Source organism: Mesorhizobium sp. LSJC285A00 (genome assembly GCF_000503155.1).
GTDB lineage: Bacteria > Pseudomonadota > Alphaproteobacteria > Rhizobiales > Rhizobiaceae > Mesorhizobium.
In genome coordinates this window covers 68,651-89,758 of the sequence record NZ_AYVK01000036.1, presented here as the reverse complement: position 1 = coordinate 89,758, position 21,108 = coordinate 68,651, and the positions used below count along the sequence as shown (strand labels likewise).

18 protein-coding genes and 6 pseudogenes are annotated in these 21,108 nt (G+C 57.5%); 6 read left to right on the top strand and 18 right to left on the bottom strand.

The window, feature by feature from the left end; all coding sequences use genetic code 11:
- A partial coding sequence (locus X726_RS1000000169645) for a helix-turn-helix domain-containing protein (protein ID WP_156940703.1) occupies positions 1-209 on the top strand: 209 nt, incomplete at its 5' end.
- A gap of 658 nt (positions 210-867) precedes the next feature.
- Here the strand turns inward: X726_RS1000000169645 and X726_RS01000000167390 are convergent.
- Positions 868-1,638, bottom strand: a pseudogene (locus tag X726_RS01000000167390) (IS256 family transposase); the annotation flags it as partial.
- 9 nt (positions 1,639-1,647) lie between these two features.
- Between X726_RS01000000167390 and X726_RS1000000171920 the strand changes: the two are divergent.
- Positions 1,648-1,796, top strand: a pseudogene (locus X726_RS1000000171920) (transposase); the annotation flags it as partial.
- Here the strand turns inward: X726_RS1000000171920 and X726_RS1000000171915 are convergent.
- The gene (locus tag X726_RS1000000171915) at positions 1,759-1,908 is read right to left on the bottom strand and encodes a hypothetical protein (protein WP_023672262.1); all 150 of its coding nucleotides are present in this window, start codon (positions 1,906-1,908) and stop codon (positions 1,759-1,761) included. The pseudogene X726_RS1000000171920 and the gene X726_RS1000000171915 overlap by 38 nt on opposite strands.
- Before the next feature lie 785 nt (positions 1,909-2,693).
- Here X726_RS1000000171915 and X726_RS144485 point away from each other — a divergent pair.
- Both X726_RS144485 and X726_RS144490 read left to right on the top strand, forming a co-directional pair.
- Positions 2,694-2,903, top strand: coding sequence for a hypothetical protein (locus X726_RS144485; protein ID WP_023672260.1), 210 nt, complete (start codon positions 2,694-2,696; stop codon positions 2,901-2,903).
- A gap of 134 nt (positions 2,904-3,037) precedes the next feature.
- Complete coding sequence (locus tag X726_RS144490; RefSeq protein WP_023672259.1) at positions 3,038-3,229, top strand: hypothetical protein; 192 nt, start codon at positions 3,038-3,040, stop codon at positions 3,227-3,229.
- Between the two features lie 2,311 nt (positions 3,230-5,540).
- On the opposite strand, the gene X726_RS144500 is transcribed toward X726_RS144490, so the two are convergent.
- The 4 genes from X726_RS144500 to hxsD form a co-directional block, all read right to left on the bottom strand.
- The gene (locus tag X726_RS144500) at positions 5,541-6,095 is read right to left on the bottom strand and encodes a PH domain-containing protein (RefSeq protein ID WP_023672256.1); all 555 of its coding nucleotides are present in this window, start codon (positions 6,093-6,095) and stop codon (positions 5,541-5,543) included.
- A gap of 112 nt (positions 6,096-6,207) precedes the next feature.
- Positions 6,208-7,374: a His-Xaa-Ser system radical SAM maturase HxsC gene (gene hxsC, locus X726_RS144505; RefSeq protein ID WP_023835545.1), complete on the bottom strand. Its 1,167-nt coding sequence runs from the start codon at positions 7,372-7,374 to the stop codon at positions 6,208-6,210.
- Between the two features lie 60 nt (positions 7,375-7,434).
- The gene (gene hxsB, locus X726_RS07470) at positions 7,435-8,832 is read right to left on the bottom strand and encodes a His-Xaa-Ser system radical SAM maturase HxsB (RefSeq protein WP_023672254.1); all 1,398 of its coding nucleotides are present in this window, start codon (positions 8,830-8,832) and stop codon (positions 7,435-7,437) included.
- Positions 8,825-9,157 carry a His-Xaa-Ser system protein HxsD gene (gene hxsD, locus X726_RS144510; RefSeq protein WP_023672253.1) on the bottom strand — a complete coding sequence of 111 codons (333 nt, stop codon included), beginning with the start codon at positions 9,155-9,157 and terminating at the stop codon, positions 8,825-8,827. The genes hxsB and hxsD overlap by 8 nt, the downstream gene beginning before the upstream one ends.
- Positions 9,158-9,934: 777 nt before the next feature.
- Here hxsD and X726_RS01000000167385 point away from each other — a divergent pair.
- On the top strand, positions 9,935-10,261 hold the full coding sequence (locus tag X726_RS01000000167385; protein WP_050588573.1) for a hypothetical protein: 327 nt from the start codon (positions 9,935-9,937) through the stop codon (positions 10,259-10,261).
- Positions 10,262-10,317: 56 nt separating this feature from the next.
- Here the strand turns inward: X726_RS01000000167385 and X726_RS01000000167380 are convergent, their stop codons facing one another.
- The 4 genes and pseudogenes from X726_RS01000000167380 to X726_RS0136105 all read right to left on the bottom strand — a co-directional run.
- Complete coding sequence (locus X726_RS01000000167380) at positions 10,318-10,578, bottom strand: hypothetical protein (RefSeq protein WP_023672250.1); 261 nt, start codon at positions 10,576-10,578, stop codon at positions 10,318-10,320.
- On the bottom strand, positions 10,575-10,940 hold the full coding sequence (locus X726_RS0136110) for a hypothetical protein (protein WP_023672249.1): 366 nt from the start codon (positions 10,938-10,940) through the stop codon (positions 10,575-10,577). Before X726_RS0136110 ends, X726_RS01000000167380 begins: the two co-directional genes overlap by 4 nt.
- A gap of 23 nt (positions 10,941-10,963) precedes the next feature.
- On the bottom strand, positions 10,964-11,200 hold the full coding sequence (locus X726_RS144520; protein ID WP_023672248.1) for a hypothetical protein: 237 nt from the start codon (positions 11,198-11,200) through the stop codon (positions 10,964-10,966).
- Between the two features lie 75 nt (positions 11,201-11,275).
- A pseudogene (locus X726_RS0136105) lies at positions 11,276-11,503 on the bottom strand (helix-turn-helix transcriptional regulator); the annotation flags it as partial.
- Between the two features lie 532 nt (positions 11,504-12,035).
- Here X726_RS0136105 and X726_RS1000000170750 point away from each other — a divergent pair.
- The gene (locus tag X726_RS1000000170750; RefSeq protein WP_023672245.1) at positions 12,036-12,263 is read left to right on the top strand and encodes a hypothetical protein; all 228 of its coding nucleotides are present in this window, start codon (positions 12,036-12,038) and stop codon (positions 12,261-12,263) included.
- Between the two features lie 277 nt (positions 12,264-12,540).
- Here X726_RS1000000170750 and X726_RS144530 read toward each other — a convergent pair whose 3' ends face one another.
- The 8 genes and pseudogenes from X726_RS144530 to nodC form a co-directional block, all read right to left on the bottom strand.
- On the bottom strand, positions 12,541-13,854 hold the full coding sequence (locus X726_RS144530) for an HlyD family type I secretion periplasmic adaptor subunit (RefSeq protein ID WP_023724595.1): 1,314 nt from the start codon (positions 13,852-13,854) through the stop codon (positions 12,541-12,543).
- Positions 13,841-15,404, bottom strand: a pseudogene (locus tag X726_RS01000000167375) (type I secretion system permease/ATPase). Before X726_RS01000000167375 ends, X726_RS144530 begins: the two are co-directional and overlap by 14 nt.
- Before the next feature lie 561 nt (positions 15,405-15,965).
- Positions 15,966-17,008 (bottom strand): annotated as a pseudogene (locus X726_RS07500) (LysR family transcriptional regulator).
- A 64-nt stretch (positions 17,009-17,072) separates the two neighbouring features.
- Positions 17,073-17,861, bottom strand: a complete 789-nt coding sequence (locus X726_RS144535) for an ABC transporter permease (protein WP_023672240.1) — start codon at positions 17,859-17,861, stop codon at positions 17,073-17,075.
- Positions 17,862-17,864: 3 nt separating this feature from the next.
- Positions 17,865-18,776 (bottom strand): nodulation factor ABC transporter ATP-binding protein NodI, encoded by a 912-nt coding sequence (gene nodI / locus X726_RS144540; RefSeq protein ID WP_023685034.1) that lies wholly within the window; start codon positions 18,774-18,776, stop codon positions 17,865-17,867.
- 53 nt (positions 18,777-18,829) lie between these two features.
- Positions 18,830-19,063: pseudogene (locus X726_RS144545) on the bottom strand (carbamoyltransferase N-terminal domain-containing protein); the annotation flags it as partial.
- A 37-nt stretch (positions 19,064-19,100) separates the two neighbouring features.
- On the bottom strand, positions 19,101-19,730 hold the full coding sequence (nodS, locus tag X726_RS144550) for a nodulation methyltransferase NodS (RefSeq protein ID WP_023672237.1): 630 nt from the start codon (positions 19,728-19,730) through the stop codon (positions 19,101-19,103).
- 13 nt (positions 19,731-19,743) lie between these two features.
- Positions 19,744-21,102, bottom strand: a complete 1,359-nt coding sequence (gene nodC, locus X726_RS144555) for a chitooligosaccharide synthase NodC (RefSeq protein WP_023829773.1) — start codon at positions 21,100-21,102, stop codon at positions 19,744-19,746.
- Positions 21,103-21,108 lie beyond the last annotated feature (6 nt).

Below are 21,108 nucleotides of genomic sequence, written 5' to 3'. Positions count from 1 at the left end.
CGATTACGCACGAGTTCTTATCAGTTATGCTCGGTGTCAGGCGGCCCGGCGTCACCATAGCGCTGCAAACCTTCGAGGGCCAAGGTCTGATACGCTCAATGCGAGGAGAGGTAGTCATTCTTGACCGAGCGCGTCTAATTGCGCTGGCTGATGGGTCATATGGCAGGGCTGAAGCCGAATACGCTCGGCTAGTCGGCAAACTGCATTGACGGCAGACGCCGCCCCCGTGCACAGTGCCCCTGCAACAGAGCCCGCCGGCTGAGCCACGGGTGTTTTTGCGTCAGGCGGGAACATTCCCGCTCTGAGGCTGTTTCGCTACAACCGGCTCGTTCTTCAGCGGTCCGTGCCGGTGACCAAGATGCGTCCCTCACTCGTCATGGGATGGCCCGCGCAGCCTCGGAAGCAGGCGCGGGCCATCCCATCAAGCCCTAGCCCCACGGCAGGGGCTTTTTGCTGTTCGGATCTGATGCGGTCCTGGCGGGAGTAAACACTGTCACTCCGTGCCGAGGCGAGTTCCTCCCGGAAATGGTGCATGAGCGCTCGCTCTTCCGCCAGACATGATCGGAGCGACCGTGCCATTTCGATACAAACGGATGATTCTATTGCGTAATCTTTGCTCATCGTCGCATTCAAACTCGCGCTGAGTCTGATTGTTCCATGAGCAGGAGCGCCCGGCTATTGAAAACCGAGCGACTTCTTTCGTTTGCCGACTTAGCTATTGCGCAAGAGCAACACCCAAACGTGAGGTATAGCTCCCTCAGCGCCTCTGGTTGACAATCGTTTCGGCCTGAGATTCCGACGACCTCGGTGCGCCGCTTGATCTCGCCGTTGAGACGTTCGATCGGATTCGTCGAGTGGAGCTTGGNAGATTCCGACGACCTCGGTGCGCCGCTTGATCTCGCCGTTGAGACGTTCGATCGGATTCGTCGAGTGGAGCTTGGCGCGATGTTCCTTGGGGAAGGTCATGTAGGCCAGCACGTCGGGCTCGGCGTCGTCCATGATTGTCGCCAGCTTCGGCACCTTCGGCTGGATCTGGTCGGCGACGGCGCGCCATTGTACGGACGCGGCCTCGGGCGTTTCCTGGGCGAAAGCGGTGGCGATGAAGGCTGAGACGACCCTGTGGCCGCTCTTGCCGGCATGGGCCAGCACGTTCCTCATGAAGTGGACGCGGCACCTCTGCCATGTCGCGCACAGCACCTTGGTGACGGCCGCCTTGAGGCCTTCGTGAGCATCGGAGACGACGAGCTTGACACCGCGCAGGCCGCGACGTGTCAGCTTGCGCAGGAACTCTGTCCAGATCGGCTCGGCCTCCGAGGTGCCAATCTCCATGCCCAGTACCTCGCGCCGGCCGTCCGCGTTGACACCGACGGCGATGATAACGGCGACCGAGACGATCTGCCCACCGCGGCGGACCTTCAGGTAAGTGGCGTCGATCCACAGGTATGGCCAATCGCCCTCGATCGGCCGCTCGAGGAAGGCCTTCACCTTCCCGTCGATCTCCTCGCACAGCCGCGAGACCTGGCTCTTGGATATGCCGCTCATACCCATGGCCTTGACCAGGTCGTCAACCGACCGGGTCGAGATGCCTTGCACATAAGCTTCCTGGATGACGGCGGTTAGCGCCTTCTCGGCCATGCGGGCGCGGCCACCGGCGCCAGCTATGGCGAGAAGAACCGCTGCGGCTCGCCCAGCGCAATGGCTACCGCGACCGGGACTGGGAGACCCGGGCCGGCACGGTCGAGCTGCGCATCCCGAAGCTCAGGAAGGGAAGCTACTTCCCAGGTTTCCTCGAACCGCCACCTCCATTTCCATCAGTCGCTCGGCGGCAAAGCCGATCATCTCCCGCAGCAGATCGGCATCCGGGGTCTTCTCCACGAGCGTGCGCAGGTTCATCATGTCGTCGGTCATCGGTGGTCCTTCCGAAATGGGTTGGCGTCAACAACCAAACCCTACCGGAAAGCGCCGATGACCACCCACACCCCGCTCGCTGGCTACAGCGCTACTAACGGCGCGCTCGTGAGCGGCTTCGCTACCGCCGAGCTACACCCACCTGATGGGACACGACCTTTCATTTGCATTAGGAACAACGCGTAAATGGAAAAGTTGGTCCACCGCAGCGCTCGTGAGGATGCCTTACCGCTGCCCGCCGGCGGCAAAGGGTCCGGCCCGCGCTTTCCTTCCTAGTGTGACGTGGCCCTGAAGGCTGCCAAGTTGTTCCTGCCTCACTGATCCAGTTCAAGCGGATCGTGATCTGGTTGCTCGTGCCACATCACCTCGCGGAAATCGCCTTTGTCGACCTGCTGCCCGCAGATCGGGCATGCGTGAAATCGATCGTCACAGTCCTGCGGTTGGTGTGGCTTGCCGGGGATAGGCGGGTCCAAGGTCGGCTATTCTAGCCATGCGCGACCGAACAAGATGCTGCGGCAAAGTTCCGTCAGTTTGGTTTTCTCAGTTGGTGAAAGACATCGCACCAAAAGCGGTAGTCATCTGGTCGACCGTCGAAATGCGCCTCCAAAGCGCAGTGCGCCACGGCGGTCGGTGCTTCCATCCTATAAAGTTCGATCGCAGATTGAGCGGCCTGATCTCTGTCGACGAGATCGGCAATCTTCAAAGCGGCGAAATCAGCGCTCCGGATCGCGAGCCTCCGTGGACCAAATATTCCCAACACCTAAGGGTGACTATATGATCCCCTCATGGCAACTCTGCGGTACGACGAAAGGCAGGAACCGGATGGGACGTGGACGGTATTCGACGTGTTCACCGGGCTCCCGGCTATTGTAGCGGGCCACCCATCTGTCGACCTTCCCGACATGGAGTATGCCGAGGAGCTGGCCGCCATCCTGAATGCCAACGACCTGAAGCAGAGGCTATCTCACGGTAGGTTCCCCGGAGGGTTCGCCTGACCGAAGTGGCATTAGCCCCCGGTCGTATTGCCCATCCAGGTTGGTTCGTCCGATCCGAACAAGCAATTGTTATTGATCTACCGGCTACGACGGTTTTAAGTCGACTCGCCATTGCTTTTCGTAGGGAGGACGTGATGGGCAACGTGGTGCCAATCTGCAAGGCCGCGCCTTGCGTGGAAGTGGTCGGAGCCAGTGGCGAATGGGTCGTCCGCATCATTGAAACTGACCAGGAAATTACACGCTCATTCGCCCTGGAATCGTTCGCACTGGCCTTCGCAGAAGGCCAGCGGATACGCCTGCATCTCGACAAGGTTGTGCGGCTTTAGGACCCTCCTGCGGCTGGGTACCCTCAGGGCCGCGACGGTGATGGCCGATTGTTCCATTGCTGGTGAGGCTTGCGGTGTGACGTCTCTGTCGTCAGCCCGCGCGGCCGGAAGGGCGGCAGGCTTTTTATTGGTTGAGATCGAGCGGCTCGTGATCGGGCTGCTCGTGCCACATCACCTGCCGGAAGTCGTGTCGGTCTACCTGCTGGCCGCAGATGGGGCACGCATGGAAATGCTCCGGCCAGTCAGCGTCATGTGGCTTGCCGGGCTTAGGCGGTCCAAGGTCAACAATTTTCGTCATCACCAACGAACACGGCGACCCGGCAAAAGTTCCGGGGGGTGTGTGTGCATGCGTTCGAAGGGCTGACAACAAGACCCCCACGCCGGAAGGTGAATGATGATCGCGACGCTAGCCTAGCCATTCCCCAACGGCTCGGACAAATCCGGTTCCCGGCGGCGTTCCCGTCGTTCTTCAAGGAACAGCTTCGGTGTGCTCGTCCCACTCAAGGGGCGTTGTCCCGCGCTCTTGACGAAACTTTCCAAACTCCTTGCGCAGGTCGGCAAGGTCCAATGCCCAAAGATGCTCACTGCTTCCGGGGTTCGACAAAGCGCTCACCAGCTCCGTCCGCTCTCTCGGAATTAAGTTGGCTTCGCGGTTGAGCCTTCAAGGTGGCATTGCGAGATAATTTGCTCGCTTGCTAATATGCCTATATCTTAGGCAGAGGAGTGGGGGGCTCATATCTTCCCGCAGTGGCCGGTGCGGTTAAGCCCCACAAGCACCCCCAGCTGCTCCGGCCATGTCCCACGGCTGGGTATGGTCTTTGCGCTCGGCATATCTTTTCAAGAGCTTCCGTGAAGCCTGACGCAAATTTGTTGCTGCTGCGAGCCGCACCCCCCGTTTGGCGGAGCTTCGTATATCTCTCGCTTTACGACGATCTTATCCGAAGTGATTAGGCGAGCTAGGCGCTTCAGCGAGCTGCCACTACCTCGTAGGCGTCCAAAGCTTCTTGGTGTGCCGATGCCGAAAAGCAACCCAGCGGCCGGTCCATAAACGGCCAGCAAGTCGAAGTCCTGGGCTCCATCCGTAGGATGGGTCGACGAGCGGGTCGAACAGTGGCGCGCGCGCCCCCGAGAGGAAGAGGGAATGTCTTATAACGGAGCGTCCGCAAGTGTCGGACGCTGACCGGGCTGCCCAGCGCAACCCTGCTGAACCCGACGCTTTGGTGTCACTTCCAAGTATACCCTGATGTGCAACAACAACATATGCGCAAATCGAAAGCCGTCCGGCTTACCGGTCAAGAACTGGAGCGCCGCTAAGACGAAAAAGCATCTCGCTGTAGGGTAGCCGAGCAAGGATCTTGCCGTGGTTGGCAATTGCCGCAGCTGTCATTCCTCTACATAGGAGACTGACGCCCCCTTGGGTTCGTTGGCAGATGGCATCCGGACTGTCAACGAGATGCAGATCCGGAACCCCATATACTATGGCAGTTACACCCTCAGGAATGGCTCCGATCGGTTGAACTACCAATATGCGCACACCGAGCAGCCACCCTATGATAATGGCGGCTACGCAACCAGTGCAGCCAAAGACGCCGAACTTCTTCATCGCATCGCACCTATTCCCCGCATCCCATCATAGTACCTGATGGCGTGATGGTGCATTCGTTGCCTTCAGTGTCCACGGAATGAGTTCCGGTGCTGTCTCTCCAGGAGCGAATGGAGTAGGAGTTTCCTTCGCTATCGCTACTGGTGACCTCTTGGCCTCCGTTCGGAAAGCGAAGAGTTTCGGTGTCAATCGAATAGTTATTCCCTTCGGTATCGTACGATCTCACATGTTGATCCCCATTTTTACAGGAATAGGAATCTGTGCAGACCCTGTAGTCGCTTTCACCCAAGCAATCAGCGTATGCGGAAGCGGTGCAGCCGAGTAGAAATGCTGCCGTCAACGATGACGTTTACTTTCATTGAATTTCCTCGATAAAAACACTAAAGCCCCATCAACAGTCATAACGGCTCTGGGGGGCGAGGAACCGCAGCGGCTAGGTATCCTTGAAATTAAACCGCCTATCAAGCCAATCTGCGCCTCTGAAATATACCGCACTCGAGTGCCACGAGTTATTCAAGGTAAGCGTCCAGGCCCAAAGGCTTATGGATACAAGTGCACCAATCCACCCGTACAGCAGAGCTGCCGCAAAAAGCGATGGGGTCGACATAACGAGTATCCACCACTCCCAAATGAAGCGCAGGGTAATACCGACGCAAAAATAAACGGAGGTGAAGAGTATAATCCCGACAACGACCCCTATAAAGTCCATTATCCCGCCAGTATTTTTCTTTTTTGCTGTTCGAATTCTTGATCTGTGATGATTCCGTTCGCCTTCAAAGCGCCGAGACGCTCAAGCATTGACACCACGTCGGTACCCTGCGGTTGATTGTAGACTGGAGCTGGCTGCCTTCTCTGCTCCAGTGCATCCCTAACCTTATTGACGAATTTGACAACAGTCTTCTTCCAAACGTTGCTGATGTGCCGCTGCGAAGCTCCGTCTTCGATGGTGATCGAACCAAAGATGAGCCCCGTTTTGCCGCTAACAGCATTTACCTTGTCAAGGCCTATGCTGGCCTGCTTCAGGCCGTAGATCATTCCTTTGTCGAGAAAGATGATACGTCGGTCTGTCAGGGTGATGAGCCACGTGTCGCCGTCCATGAGCCCAGAAGTGAATGCCAATACCTGCTCACCGTCTGAAAGAATCTCCGGAAGGTGATTTAGCTCTTTCTTTGTAAAAAATTGATCGTCGCCGATTTCATCGGCGATACGTTTATACTCAATTCGAAGCTCCGCCTTGGACGCATTTTTAAAATCGAAGGTCATATTCTCTCCAATCGCTATCCGAGTCAGCAGCGCACAGATTGTATTTCTAAGATTTAGGCTAGGTTATCCCACCGGGCGACCGGCTTTCGTAATTTTCAACCAATCTGATGTTCTATTTTGTTTGAAACGCCGAGATATGGGAGCTTCGTGCAAGGTGGCTAGATGAAAAGAAGCCACCACATTCGGCGCGCTTGGAGCAGCTTGTGCACTCGTTCAAGTACGCATTTTTCCAGTCACTAATCGACCGCTTTGCATACTTGTGGATAGAGCCATCAAGAAGACAGAGCTGGTGATTGTAGACTGAAACATTGATCCTAGCCGCAGCCAGATATTGCACAGCCGCCCGCAACTCACTTCGATAGTCGTACGGGTCCATCCAGAGCTTATCCATATTTGCCCTTGTGAAGCCAGTGATCTCCAGTCCCATAAACGTCACGTGGTCTACGAAGGTGAGGTTTCTAAAAATGAAATCTGACAGGTCGACGAGACCTTCATAGGTCTGCTTGTGAACGACAACTCGTATCTCAACCTCAGCCCCGACGGCCTTCAGGTTCATGATCCCGCGGATGGTCTCATCGAAGGCGCCTTTGGACTGAACCACGTAGTCGTGAACTTCCGGGTCGGCGGAATAGATCGGTATGCCGACCGAAAGACGAGGATGTCCAATCCCTTGATAGCGCTCTGCGAATTGCCGATCCTTGAACGTCCGGCCATTGGAAAGAATATGAACCGGCGTAGACGGAAGGTGGTCACGAGCTGATGACAAAATGTCAAAAAAGTCCTCACCCACCAGCGTTGGCTCACCGCCAGTGATCCCGAGAAACGGGGTCGTTACGGGCAGCAGGGGCAGCACATCCAAAATCTCCCTCGCCAACCAGCGATCATCAACGTCTTTGGGTGGCTGGGAGCACATCAAACACAGGTGGTTGCACCGCTCCGTTACGAGGAAATAGTTCGCGTTGGCATCCTTTCTGAACAGGACACGCACTGCCTTCCGATCCGGCACAAAGCGGATGACGTCTCCTTCGCAAAGGTAGTCGAACTCGTGGGGCAGAACGACTAGTCGTCGGTCTGAAAACAGTCGCTCAGCTTCCGGCCGATGCTCCTCAAAGGTGACAACCCACTGGCATTCAGGATGAAACGTCTGCCCCTTGAAAAGGTACGCATCATGTTCTCGGTTAGGCGCTTGGTCAGCTTGGCCCGTCACGAGCCTAAGTGCCACTCGCTGTGAGAAATCACCGACGCTTGCTGACGCAGCGAAGCCACTCAGTCGCAACATCCTAATTCGCCCAACTTAGAAAGAGTTCTCGGGCGGTAACGTCCCTCTCCATAAGGCCGATCAGCCTCTTGAAGATCGACATATTGCGATTGCAGAATCCCGACCGCGTTTTGAGGCCAACAAAGTCGCCCTGCGTTGCGGTATGGAATACTGGATCGGAGCCACAGAACGGCTCGTAAGCGCAGTCGGCGCACATCGGTACGGAGCCTGCAAAAGATTGCTCGATAGGATCGAGGAGAGCGTCGGACCCGAAAATCTCGCCATAGGTGTTTTCGTGGACATTCCCGAGCAGAAATGTCTTGTCGCCCATTTCGGCCAAGTTCGTGCTTCGTCGGACGCGTAGACGCTGGCGTCATAGTTATAGACGACGGCGGAGATACCGATGCCTGCCGGGCTCATAAGATCCACATATCCTGGCTCGAAAGGCGTGAGCATCTTTGTAAGGATGGTGGCCGCGTAAAACTCCTTGAAAGGAATGCCGTTACGGTTCAGTTCCAGGATGTAATTCAGCCCGTCGAAGTAGAAATCGAGCCAGCGGTCCACGTCATAGGCTGCGTACGATTTCGTCTTGACCGCGAAGCCGTAAGGGGAAAGCGGCCGAAGGAATATTCCGGGGAAATCTAGCCGCACGTATTCGTCAATGATCTCGCGCGCCAGTGGAAGACTGGCTTTGGTCGTTGTCATAAGTGCGCTGACGCGTTCATGGCCGAGAGCCAGTCTGGCCTTGTGGATACCTGCCACAGCCAATTCGTAGCTGTTCTTTCCCGGGCGCGGTCGATTGGCATTGTGAAGAGTGGCCGGTCCGTCGAGCGACGTTGAAATTAGAATCCTGTGCACGCGACAGAATTCCAAGATTTCGTCGGTGATGACGGCGAGATTCGTCGTGATGACGAATTGCAGCGACCGCCCGGCGACCTTGTTGATCGCTTCAGCCCGATGCACGACGTGTTGGATCAACGGGAAATTCAGGAGCGGCTCGCCGCCTTGGAACTCGATCTTGATAGCCGGACTTGGAGACTGGAAAATGAGCGCCAACGCCTTCTCGGCAGTCTCCTCTGACATATCGAAGGCTGAACGATCTTCGCTTTGGCGAGATACCTGACAGTAGGGGCAGGAGTGCTCGCACCGCAAAGACACGACCATGATGTGAAGCGATGTGAAGTTCTCAAGCCTTCTTGCCTTGGTCCGAACCTTCAGCGCCAGCAGCTCCTTGCCGATATTGGAGGATGCATCAAAGAGGAACTGCCTGCTGCGCAGGCGGGAGTAGGCGGGGTGTGTGCTGGGAAGCTCGTGCCTGATAAACGAAGCCAGCACGGCGCGCGGCAATAGCAGATATTCGCCCGCTTGGTTGGTCAGCACATACCGCTCGTCGTCCAACTGGGAAAAACGAAAGTACGCGAGCTGATAAGTGTCGTCCAACGGTCGTTGGAACTCAGTTGCCGGAGCAAACTTAGTCATCGGACTGCAGGCCCGATCTGGAAAACGCAAGCGCCAGTATCGCGTTTCTAACAGTGGCGGTTTCGGCGGCGATGCTGCTACGCAGGTCCTGATCCAAGACCTCTAGCCGCAGTCTTTCTACCGCTGCGTCGGCCGAAGTTCGCGCGGCCGCCTTGCTGAAGTTGATCGTGCATACTGCGAAGCCGCCCTCGATCGTGATCTCAACCGCAGCGTTGCCGGTTACCCGATACGCTGCGCGCTTTACACAGTCGAGGCTGAAGACTGACAGATCAAACTTGACTTGGGCAGTCTGGACGAGCTCGCTCTCGCGAGGGGTGTCCGCCATCAACAATAGCTGTAGCCAGAGCAGTGAGACCCGTGACTAGCATGGCTCGAATGGCTGGTGTGGTACGCCATGATAACGTCCGTACCATTTGAGCGATCTAGCACCTCACCGTAGCCGAGGTCCGCCGGGACAGTGCCAGCTTCAGCGAGCTTGGTCGAAGGCTGATTTGCCGATTCGACAAGGACTGCAGCCTGAACTTGGCCGCCGAGAATCATCGTGGCCGACAAGGCCATTGGTGACAGGAAATTGCGTTTCGACATTATCCAAACCCCCGTTTGTACGGACTCATTAGCAAAACGCGCCAAGCCGGACAAGTACCGCTTGTGGAGAAGTGCTTAAGGGACCACTAATGTTCCGGGTCAAATACTTGTATTGTGGAGTTGACGGGGTCCGTCTTCTGAGCGCAATCGATCGCAGAAGCGGCCCGACGATGCTCTTTTGCAGCCGCTTCGGCTGCCGCCAGAAAGCGCTCGGATTTCAGCCCGAGACAGCTGTTCGGAAGGTTTGGTTCTGGGCCATTGGCGATCTCCGCTTGATGGGGTTCGCCGCAACGCGGACCATAGTCCTACATGCCACGCTGCCTGACCTCCTGGCCTACTCTCACGGGAGCGATAGGGCCAGGCGCCAAGCGCCACCATCAGGAGGGAAGCGGTCGTGCCGACCATGTCTCGCGCCTGAGCGTCGCGGGCGCCGCATCAAGGAAGCGGGCTACAGCGCTGCGGCCTGATACTGGACTCCCGGCTTCAGACGATGCATTCTCGCCTCGGGGAAGGGATCATGGGCAATTCTGTTCATGCCAGGAGGTTGCAGAGGCGACGGCCTTGGTGGCGCTCGCTTTTCCGCTATCGTCTCGCCGCCGTTCTGGTGATGCTCGGGGCGACTTCCGCGGGCTATCTTGCAGTCGGCGACGATCGGCACGAGCTGCCGCGCGTTCACCATGGCGGCGATTCGTCGGCCAGCAACGCGGCTGTCCGCGAGGCGGGCTGCGATATCAAGGGCAACATTAACGAGCGCGGCGAGCATATCTACCATATGCCGGGGCAGGAATATTACTCTGCTACGCGCGTCAACCCAGCTCGAGGAGAGCGCTGGTTCTGCTCATAATGGGAAGCGTGGTGGGCGGGCTGGCGGAAAGCGAAAGTGTAGCGATTGCCTTTAGACTACACCTTCAGTTGCTCGATGCGCGTGCTCTTTATTGGAAGTTCGAACATCGCGCCGCCCGCGAGTTCCGGGTAATGCGTCGATCGCCAGAGATGACGATCCAACGCCCCCTCCGTGCTCAGCTGGGCGATCCAGGCCACATCTTTCACGCCGGGGCCGAACTTCTCTCTGATATGGACGATCTCATGCTCCCCGGCGAACAGGGCATTTAGCGAACGGGCGAGAGCGGGCGACAGGTTTTCGTCGACCAGGGCTTTCACGCGGCACTCTGAAGGCTCTCTTCGAATTTCATGGCGTCTCTAACAGCGGTAGCTGAGACATCGAAAAGGCGCGCCACCTTTTCCACAAATCCTTCGGCTTCTACAGCTTGCGCAAGCGCCACGGTCGGGACGCCATATTTGGAGGCGATCGGCTGACCGAACGAACGATGGGGGTCGATCACGATGGACTGCTTGCCATTGAAGGGCCGCCAGCGCGCCACCGCGTCATCCTCGATATCCAGGTCTTTGAACGTCCGCTCTATGCAGGAATGCAGCCAGAGCGACGCGGCAAAGCCCATCGGGACGCGCCAGCCTAGGTCTTCCTCCCCCCGCTGCATGCCAGACGTATTGTCCTTGGGCATCGCGCCGCTCCATCGGCGAGGCGTCAGTTCGTCTCGTCTACGATACTGTCATAGTCGCGGCCGATCAGTAGCAGCACGAAGCCGCAGGGCACTGTCACGCTGGTGAGGGCAATAAGGCCGAGCCATCCATAGTCCGGCTTCGCAAAATAGTAGTACCAGCTAATCGCCTGCACCAGCGGAGACACGATCAACATCCAAGCACCCCATTTGCCATCCGTGTTGAGCCGGATCGTTGTCGTCGCCCGATATCTGATTGCCATACGTATGCCCTCCCGTTCCTCAAAAGGCAGCTTCGCGTCGGTTGAGCGCGAACGCAAGCGCCGGCCCGGCTACGGCTTTGCGAGCCTCACGCCGGCGCCTCCTCCATTCTGCGGAATGAGCTCAACCCCGGCAGCCTCCAGAGCGGCCTGCAGGTCGACCAACGTGCGGTCGTATGGCGTCCGCTTGCCAGCTTCGAAATTGGCAATGGTCGTCTTGGCCACCTGGGAGGCCGCTGCCAGCTGATCCTGCGACCATCCAACAAGCGCCCGGGCTGCCCGGCATTGAGATGGCGAAAGTGTCATTTTAGTTAAACCTTACATTAAAGTGACTGTACGATACGTGCAGCCTTAACCATTAGTGCAACGTTATCGCAAATGCAGACCCAAATGCCTAACACCCCTCTTCTGGAGGCCGGCGAAGCTATGGCCGCTGCCTTCCCTTTAGAAGATTTTCCCGCGCCCTGCTCGGTGCCATCGCCTCTATTCCGGCCATAAGAGGCGCGGCCGCGGCGCATGTCTCGCCGCAACCGGCGCCTCTGCCCTCCGAGGAGGAACTGCTGCAAGCCTACAGTGAGTGGCTGTTCTTCGAACGTCTGCTGCTTATGCGCGACATCTACCCTCGCGAGCGCAACCCCTACCGCCAAACAGCCCTCGTGCCCTGCAACACTCTTGCGGCGCATTACCATTTCCCGCTACGATGACCGAGAGTTGTAGCCCGACATGGGAAACGGTGCCCTCGCCAGCCACGCGTGCGCTGCTCGTCTTGCAGACTGTCGGCGTTGACTTCAGGCCGCTGAGTGAACGGCAATGATCTTTCGTTCAGAAGGAAACTGCCATGCGAACGACCGAAGGTGATCGACCGCCTTCCGGCTGGTTTGTGGTCGACGTGATGCGCCGCGAAGCCCGGAAGTGGGACTGGGCGGCGCTTGTGACCGATACGCATCCTGACGATCTAGAAGCTCGGATCTTTGCGAAGCAGTGCTGGGTCCCCATTCCCGGCAAGCACCGAAACCGAGATGCGGCTTGGGATATGTTCGAGGCGATGTCAGCCACGCGGCACTGACTGACTTTCATTCCGCAGAAGAGAAACGAACAGCCCGCTGCGGCTGGTGGCGGGTTTTTCATGTCGCGTTTCATGTCGCGTCCATCAGCCGCGCACCAGTAAAAACCGTTGGAAACCAAGGATACTCAGTTGCAACATGGTGCAACATCAGCTGAATATTACAGAAACAAGCGGTGCCCAGAGGCAAGTAGGAAATGTCTGTGCTTTCAGATCTTACCACGCACATAGCATGCGGACAACCAACAGAAATAGCAACAATAGATTCCTGTGGGTTATTTCATTCCTCCCGGAATGTCCGACTGATTTGGTCCGACAGCGGCTTTACGAAATAGGAAAGCGCCGTACGCTCACCCGTCTGGACCATCGCTTCGGCCGGCATACCGGGCACGAGCGTCAGGCCCTTGAGCTTCGTCAGTTCCGCCTGCGGAACCGACAGGCGCACCAGGTAGTACGAAATGCCGTTTTTTTCATCCGTCGCCAGATCGGCTGCGATCCGGCTGACATATCCGTTCAATATCGGCGTGGTTCTCAGATTGAAGGCTGACATCCGCAGCACGGCCTTGTGACCAAGCTGGATTTGGTCGATGTCCTTCGGGGTGATTCGTACTTCAAGCGCAAGATCGTCGCCTTCCGGCACGATTAGCATGATCGGATCGGCGGGCGTGATCACTCCGCCGACCGTATGAATTGCGAGTTGTTGAATGGTGCCTGACTGCGGCGCGACGATATCGATCCGCCGCAGTTCCTGTTCAACCGCCACCTTGCGCTCAACATACTCCCCGACCTGCGCCTGAACCTCTCTGAGCTCCTGGCCCACTTCCGACTTGAAATCCTGATCGATCTGCGGGATCTGCAGGCGCGTTTCGGCTATGCGGGCTGCCGTCTGTGCCTGATCTGCGATCTTCTCACCGCGTTCGCCACCGAAAGTGGCAACCTGGATCTTCAGGCTGTTCAACCGTTGGTCCGAGACAATGCCTTGGTTGCGCAGCCCACTTAGAACAGCAATTTCCTTTTGGAGAACCTCGATCATTTTTTCACAGGCAATTTCCTGCGCCTTGAGTCCTTCGATCTCGTGGTGATATTGAGTAATGCGTTCCGCCAATTGCGCCTGCTTCCCGTCGCGGGATTGCCTGCGGAATTCGAACAGCAACGTCTCGCTATCTATTGCCGAAGCTACGTCCGGAACATCTCTTCGGGCGAGTAGCCAGTCCGGGAAGGGGATTTCCGCGAGATCGTCACGCTCAGCATCGAGTCGAGCTAGGTAGGCGGCCAGCTCATCGAGCCGCTTGGTGACTATGGCGAGATTAGCGCGCGCCTGGGTGGCATCGAGCCGCATGAGGATGTCGCCGGCTTTTACCTTATCGCCTTCGCGCACCAGGATTTCTCCCACCACCCCGCCAGTCGGGTGCTGCACCTTCTTGACATAGGAAACGACGACAAAGTGTCCGGACGCTACAACCGCACCGGAGAGATTCGTGAAGTTCGCCCAGGCTCCGGCTCCTCCCACAAAGATCACGCTCGCCAGAAAGCCCGCCACCAGGTGGCGGCGAATGGAGCTTGAAACGTCATTGTTCTGATCAATGCCGGACACCGGTATCCTCCATGTCAGCGCGCTCTGCCACGTTATCCTGTGTAGACTCGATGGCCTTCAGGACTTTGGAAGGCGCACCGAATGATCGCTGCCGTCCACCTTCCATCACCAACACCAAATCCACGGCGCGGATGACGCTCGGCTGATGGCAGACAACAACCGCAATGCCCTTGCGCTCGCGCACAGAGGCGATCGCCTTAGCGACTGCAGCTTCGCCTTCCGCGTCGAGATGGATATTGGGTTCATCCAGCACAACAAGGAACGGGTCTCGATAAAGGGCACGGGCAAGACCGATAAGCTGGCGCTGCCCGGCGGAAAGTGCCGATCCGACCTCACCAATCGGAGTTTCGTATCCGTGCTCAAATCGGAGGATCAGTTCGTGCGTGCCCGCTGCTTTCGCCGCGGCGACAATAGCCTCAGGGTCAGGATCATGTTCAAAACGAGCAATGTTTTCGGCAATGGTGCCGTCGAACAGTTCAACACCTTGCGGCAGATAGCCGATATGACGGCCTAGTGCTTCCCGGTCCCATTGATCGAGGCTTGCGCTGTCGATGCGAACCTTCCCGGCGACCGGCGTCCATGCGCCGACGATGGCGCGCGAGAGTGTCGACTTGCCCGAGCCCGANGATGCGAACCTTCCCGGCGACCGGCGTCCATGCGCCGACGATGGCGCGCGAGAGTGTCGACTTGCCCGAGCCCGATGGACCGATGACCCCGAGTGCGCTTCCCGCCTGAATGGCAAACGCAATGCCGGTCACGGTCGGCTTGCTTTCGCCGGGCGGAACAATTGTCACGCTTTCGAGGCGCAGTTCGCGTTCAGGTGCAGGCATAGGCACAACAGGAGCGGTTTCAGGAACCTTTTCCAAGAGGTCCTCCAGCCGCGCCCAACTCTGGCGCGCCATGAGGAAGGGTTTCCAGCTTGAAATGGCCAGATCGACCGGAGCCAGCGCACGCCCCATCATGATCGAACTGACAATCATGACCCCGGCCGTAGCCTCCTGCCTGACGACAAGGTACGCACCGACGGTAAGAATGGCCGATTGCACCTGCAGGCGCAAGTCGGCATTGCAACGCGCTGCTTGCAGCAGACCATTGCGTGCCATGTTGTGGGCAACGGTATCGCTTATCGGCCCTTGCGAGAGAGTGTTGGCAAGGAGTGTCAGAGATGTGAGACCGACCGCCCCGATAAGTGCCGTCATGCCGATCCAGAAATGAAGGAGGAAGCAAATGCCAAGATAAAACAGCATCCATGGCAGATCGAAGAACGCTGTCGGACCGTTTCCACCTAAGAAGCCGCGAACATTGTCGAGATCGCGAAGCGGCTGCAAGCCGTCGCCCGGCATGCGCGTTGAAAGCGGAAGGCGAACGATCGCATCGTGAACGCGTCCGGAAAACTGTCCATCGAAACGCTCGCCAATCCGCAGCAGCACGCGGGCGCGCAAAATGTCGAGCAGGCATTGGAACGCATAAAGCCCCGCAGCGAGCACGACGAGCCCCACCAGCGTGGATACGCTGCCACTTGCCAGAACGCGGTCATAGACCTGAAGCATGAACAGCGGCGAGATGAGCGCAAGCACGTTGACCACGCCGCTGATCAACACAATGCCCCAAATCGCGGAAGTCAGAGGGAAGGGTCTCAAAGCTGAANACGTTGACCACGCCGCTGATCAACACAATGCCCCAAATCGCGGAAGTCAGAGGGAAGGGTCTCAAAGCTGAATCCTTTAAGGAATGGTTGTCACGTAAGTCTCCGGAGGCTGGCGACCCAGCTCCCTATATTGCTCCCCGACCGGCAACCGACTGCATCCGCTCGCTGGTTCAGGATCAGTGCTCCCGCCGAATATGTTTGGTCCTGGCATTTAATGGAGCGGGTCAACAACACCGTCCGGCTGAAGGTTTGGAAGGGATTCATCGTGGTCGGCCGCAAGGGCCCGAACAGGCTTCCGCCTCCACACCTTCAGGCGCGTTCATATTCGTCATCGGACAATTGCAGAAATCGATTGCTTGGATAGGCACACATTTACGAAATGGATTCACTCTCGTTCGCTTCGCCCTTCTGCTGAGCAGTTGCGGGGTCGCAGGCGGCGGGGGATCGCCATCCATGCCTCCTCTCATAGTCGAGGGGGGGGCAGTTTCTCAATTTGGGGACAACTGAGACGTCCGGTGCTCTTAGGCAGAGGAATCATACGAGATCCCTCCTGCAACATCATTTCCCGCATCCACAGGCTTGCCGGATCACTATTGTGGAGCGCAGGCCATTGAACGGCCTCCGTGAATGCAGGAGGAGGAAGTGGCGGCGGAAGTTGGACAATCCGCAGGGGTGTTGTTTTTGCGAAATGCTGCNAGGAGGAGGAAGTGGCGGCGGAAGTTGGACAATCCGCAGGGGTGTTGTTTTTGCAAAATGCTGCGCCAGCCGTAAGGGCATGGTTCCGATGCGGTTGGTGCCTGACAGGACGGGCGGGATCAGGCTAAAGCCGTGTACGACAACTTCGATACGTCTCTCGAAACCGTGCTCGAGCAAATACCATTCCTCCATGGAGAGCTGCCGGGTGTCCCCGAATTTGAACACAACCTGCCCCATCGATAAGTATCGCTCCAATGTAAGTGGCTCTGACAGCTGCTTGTTCGTGCCGCAGCCTACGCACACGAGCATATCTTCGAACAGGGTTGCGCGAGGATGTTTCGACATGAATACTTCCGGCATGATCAGAAAATCAACGTCGCCGCGCCGGAGAAGCTCCTCGGGGTCGTCGGAAATAGGGAGACATTCAAAGCGGACGGCGGGAGCTTCCCGCGCAGCACGTTCTACGATCTTCTTAAAAAATACGAGCGTGATGTAATCGGAAAGGATAATCCGGAAGCGACGATCCGATTGGGCTGGGTTGAAGGCGTCCCAGGAAATAATCGATAGCTGGATGTGGAGCAATGCCTCCCTGACTGCTGGGGCGAGCCCCTCAGCGCGAGGTGTCAAAATGAGCTCGCGGCCGCTCATCGTAAATAGCTCATCGCTGAAATAGGCGCGTAACCGAGCAACGGCGGCGCTCATTGCCGGCTGGCTCAGGTTAATACTGCGGGCCGCCGCGGTGACTTTACGTTCCCTGACCAGAGCGTCCAACACAACGAGGAGATTCAGATCGAGTCCCTTAAAACGCATGTCTTGATCTAGGCGGCGTGTGAATGGGTTGCGACCAAACATTCAATTCGAATGGTGAGTAGCGTCAACGCATCAGCCTTCGACGAAAAAGAGCAATCGAAAAGAAGAAGGGCAAAACTGTGTATATGCAAAGCGCGCCGATATGCAGGCCCATTTTGTCAATCGGACGGCCAAGCATCGCTGGACGAATGAGGTCGATTGCATGTGCGAGCGGTAATAAGGAGGCAGCATACTGAAAAGCGCCGGGCAATTGGTTGATCGGAAACATCGCGCCGCAAAGGAACAGCATGGGTGTAATAACAAGCGTATTATAAAATATGAAATATTCATAACTGGGCGCAAGCGCCGTGACGACCATCGCTAGACTCGCGAAGGCGAGGCCATTGAGAGCGATGACTGGCAGCAAGCAGAGGATGGATGGCCACGATGCGTAGCCGAGCGTGGTGGCAACAATAGTGATTGCTGTGCCCGCCATGAGGGCCTTCGTGGCTGCCCACGCCAATTCGCCGAGTAAGATATCGCCGAGCGTCAGCTGAGTGCATAGCATTCCTTCCCAGGTGCGCTGGTCGCCCATGCGGCCGAAACTCCCGTAGACCGTTTCAGCGGTCGCCGATGCCATCACGCTTGTGGCAACCATGCCAGCCGCGAGAAACGCAATGTACGAAGAGCCCTCAACAGGACCTATCATTGTTCCGATGCCAAAGCCGAGACCGAACAGATAGATCATCGGATCGGCGAGGTTGCCGAGAACCGATGCAAGCCCGATTTTCTTCCATCCAAGATAGTTGCGGCGCCAAACCGCGACCCAATTCCACGCATTGGCGGGCATGCCCGCCGCATAACGTTCGCCCATTGTTCAGTCCTCCATCTCGCGCCCGGTTAACCGCAAAAACACATCCTCGAGATTGGGGGGACGCTGCAGAAGGCGTAGACCCGTGCGCCCGCGTAGCTGCGCCAGCACCTGCTCCGGATCGGGTGCATAGCAAAAAAGCGTCTCACCGCTCACCTCGATGCGCTGTGCGTACGGCCGGATCAGCGCACCCAGTTCATGCGGATTGCCGCCGTAGACCTCGACCACGTCACAGCCGATCTGCTCGTCAATGAGTTCGGACGGGCGACCTTCGGCGATCTTGCGCCCCTCCTCCATAACGCACAGCCGATCGCACAGCCGCTCGGCCTCTTCCATGAAATGGGTAGTCAAAAGAATAGTCTTGCCCCGCGCCAGCAGCGATCGCAGCCGATCCCAGATCAGGTGGCGGGCCTGCGGATCGAGGCCGGTGGTCGGCTCGTCCATCACCAGCAAGTGCGGGTCATTGATGAGCGCACGCGCGAGCGTCAGGCGCCGCTTCATGCCGCCGGACAGTTCGGCGACGCGCGCATCCGCTTTGTTCTCGAGGCGGGCGAACTCAAGCAGCGATGGTATGACCGCATCGATCTGGCGTCTGCTCATCCGGAAGTAGCGCCCGAACACCAGCAGGTTCTCGCGTACAGTGAACGCGGCATCAAGATTGTCGAACTGCGGGACCACGCCGATGCGCATACGTGCCAAACGCGCGCGCGCCGGCACTGGAGCGCCGAGCACAGTAATCTTCCCCGCATCAGGCGATGTCATGCCGAGGACCATACGCGCAATCGTGCTTTTGCCCGCGCCGTTCGGTCCCAAGAGCCCGAAGCATTCCCCCGCCGCAACGCGGAACGACAGCCTGTCGACAACGAGCTTGTCATAAGTTTTGCTTACGTCAGTAAGGTCGATCGCTATCATGGACATGGGTTCATTTTACCGAGAGGGACGACAAAACTGGCGGTTGCTTGGTCCCTGCCGACCTGAAACTGTGACTCGTCTTCGCCATCCCCGCCGTCGATAACGAACTGATCGACATCACAAGGATCTAGCCGCTGCTCAGCTAAAGCGGCGACAATTGCGTCGAGATTATCGATGGATTGGTAACGCGGATCGTTGTGCCGCTTTTCCTGGTCATCGCAGAAGACGAGCCGTCCATCCTCGACCAGGGCGATCGCCCCATCATGGGTCAGCTTGGTACCACAGATGCGCATAGTGTCTCCACGTTAACGGCGATAGATTCGAGATTCATCAGGAAGCGGAAATCGGGTTCCGGAAACGGACGAGCAAGCAGTCTTCGTTGACGGACTCGCCCCGACACTCAAGCCGCTCTACCTCGATCAACGTTTCGTTCAGCATGGCCATGACCGGCTCAGCACCAGCGGCGTGACCCCAGCGACGGCAATTAGCATCCCTTGCCGATCCGAAGATCAGATGCCCGCCTGGCGCAAGCACCCGCACCAGGTTTTTGATGGCCGCGCGCATCTCGGCTATGTCTCCGAGGTAGTAGAGGACCTCCGCCACAACGATCACGTCAAACAACTCGTCGGTCGAAAACTGTTGAACATCGCAGACTATCCAGTTGATGCGCGACGGCTCCTTTATCCGTTGACGTGCTCGAGCAATCGCTTGCGCCACGACATCGATGACGGTGAGCCCTTGGCAGTAGGGGACTAGTTTTTCCGTGAATGCGCCGGCAGCGCACCCGACTTCGAGGGCATTTGTAATGGAGCCTTGGGCAAGCGCCAGCTGGAGCATTTGCGTGTGGCGCTTCCGCTCGAATGGATTGCCGTCGAGGCGCCACGGATCGTCAGCGGCCAATTCCCGATCAAGCAACTGATGATTCACGTTCTGGGTCAAACTCGTGCACCTCTCGTCCATTAGGTATTTGCGGTCAGTCGTCGCCGCAAATGTTGTCCGACAGGACTAATTCCGAAGAATCCCGCGCAAGATTGAGCCTGCGAAGCGGAGCCGAATGGGGCGAGAGTTCTGCCCTGCTGGAACCAGTGATCGGAGCTTGGGTGGGGGCCTGTTTTCCCCCAGTGTTCGATGTAGCGACAGCAGAGCTTCGCGACAGCCAATCGCTATTGCTCAAGGTACACAGCGCGTAGGCCTTCAACGGAAGCAAGAGAAAGACGTTGATGAACGTGTGCAGCGAAAAGCCAAGAAATCGAAATTGTCGAGCACGAAATGCTACCACGCTGCATCGGAGCATGGTCATGGACACAATCATCAGTCCTGTCCACCAAGGCACAGTGCCTGTCAGTGCGAAATGTGCGAGGCCCGTTAATACCGATAGGGCGAGGAGTAGCGCGCCGAGATTCTGTCCGACCACGTCCAACGTGAGATAGCTATTTAGGCTAGGCAGCAAGCGCAGCCCAAGCAGCGTGTCCCGGAATGTGCTTCGTGCCCAACGGAGTTGTTGGCGCAGATACGGTCCGAGTCTGTTCGGAACGACTGTGGCCGCGATGGCGCTCGGAACGTATTCGGTTCGAAAGCCTGCTTTCAGCATCAGGATAGTGAGATGGCGATCCTCACCGAAGTCGCTTGGCTTGCCCCGAAAAAATTGCGACTCGTACTGGTCCAGTAACAAAAGGAGCGCAGACCGGCGGTACATGGCACATGGGCCGCAACAGCACATAACGGCACCGAAGCGAGCCTGTGCCGCGCGCTCCTCGTTGCAAGCCAGCCAGTACTCCATGTCTATCAGCCTGGTCAGCCAGCTCTCGGTTCGGTTACTGGCCGTCAATTGACCCATGACTGCGCCGACCGCTGAATCTCGCATCTTCGGTACAAGCTTGGAAATGACGTCGGGCGCGAGTACCGTGTCTGAATCAACGTTAAGCACCAGATCCCCTGATGAGCGTCGTATCGCGGCGATCTGCGCCTTGCGCTTTCCAACATTCTCGGGAAGCAAAATGATGTCGAACCTGGGGTCGCGCGCGTAGTCTTCGTGGACAGTTCCTAAGGCTTCGCGATTTCCAGAACCGTCATCAACCAAATAGACCCGAAGTCTTCCGGCGTATTCTTGGTCTGCAATGGAAGCCAGGCACTCTGAAAGCGTGCGCGGATCCTCGTTGAAGCAGGGGACGATGACATCGACGCTGGGCAGTTTGTCGGAGCCGACGAGAACCTCCAACCCCGACGAATCCTTTGTCGGCATAGCATAAAGCCCTTGCATGCTCTTATAGGCAGTCGAGAGCAGTGCATAAAGCGAAATGGCCACAGTGCTGGTTGTACCAAGAAGAGTCATGGGATC

What these genes read in the sequence shown, in the direction of transcription:
- X726_RS1000000171915 (WP_023672262.1), bottom strand. Translation starts at nt 1,908, where the DNA reads ATGACCGACGACATGATGAACCTGCGCACGCTCGTGGAGAAGACCCCG.
- X726_RS144485 (WP_023672260.1), top strand. Translation starts at nt 2,694, where the DNA reads ATGGCAACTCTGCGGTACGACGAAAGGCAGGAACCGGATGGGACGTGG.
- X726_RS144490 (WP_023672259.1), top strand. Translation starts at nt 3,038, where the DNA reads ATGGGCAACGTGGTGCCAATCTGCAAGGCCGCGCCTTGCGTGGAAGTG.
- X726_RS144500 (WP_023672256.1), bottom strand. Translation starts at nt 6,095, where the DNA reads ATGACCTTCGATTTTAAAAATGCGTCCAAGGCGGAGCTTCGAATTGAG.
- hxsC (WP_023835545.1), bottom strand. Translation starts at nt 7,374, where the DNA reads ATGTTGCGACTGAGTGGCTTCGCTGCGTCAGCAAGCGTCGGTGATTTC.
- hxsB (WP_023672254.1), bottom strand. Translation starts at nt 8,832, where the DNA reads ATGACTAAGTTTGCTCCGGCAACTGAGTTCCAACGACCGTTGGACGAC.
- hxsD (WP_023672253.1), bottom strand. Translation starts at nt 9,157, where the DNA reads ATGGCGGACACCCCTCGCGAGAGCGAGCTCGTCCAGACTGCCCAAGTC.
- X726_RS01000000167385 (WP_050588573.1), top strand. Translation starts at nt 9,935, where the DNA reads ATGGGCAATTCTGTTCATGCCAGGAGGTTGCAGAGGCGACGGCCTTGG.
- X726_RS0136110 (WP_023672249.1), bottom strand. Translation starts at nt 10,940, where the DNA reads ATGCCCAAGGACAATACGTCTGGCATGCAGCGGGGGGAGGAAGACCTA.
- X726_RS144520 (WP_023672248.1), bottom strand. Translation starts at nt 11,200, where the DNA reads ATGGCAATCAGATATCGGGCGACGACAACGATCCGGCTCAACACGGAT.
- X726_RS1000000170750 (WP_023672245.1), top strand. Translation starts at nt 12,036, where the DNA reads ATGCGAACGACCGAAGGTGATCGACCGCCTTCCGGCTGGTTTGTGGTC.
- X726_RS144535 (WP_023672240.1), bottom strand. Translation starts at nt 17,861, where the DNA reads ATGGGCGAACGTTATGCGGCGGGCATGCCCGCCAATGCGTGGAATTGG.
- nodI (WP_023685034.1), bottom strand. Translation starts at nt 18,776, where the DNA reads ATGTCCATGATAGCGATCGACCTTACTGACGTAAGCAAAACTTATGAC.
- nodS (WP_023672237.1), bottom strand. Translation starts at nt 19,730, where the DNA reads ATGGACGAGAGGTGCACGAGTTTGACCCAGAACGTGAATCATCAGTTG.
- nodC (WP_023829773.1), bottom strand. Translation starts at nt 21,102, where the DNA reads ATGACTCTTCTTGGTACAACCAGCACTGTGGCCATTTCGCTTTATGCA.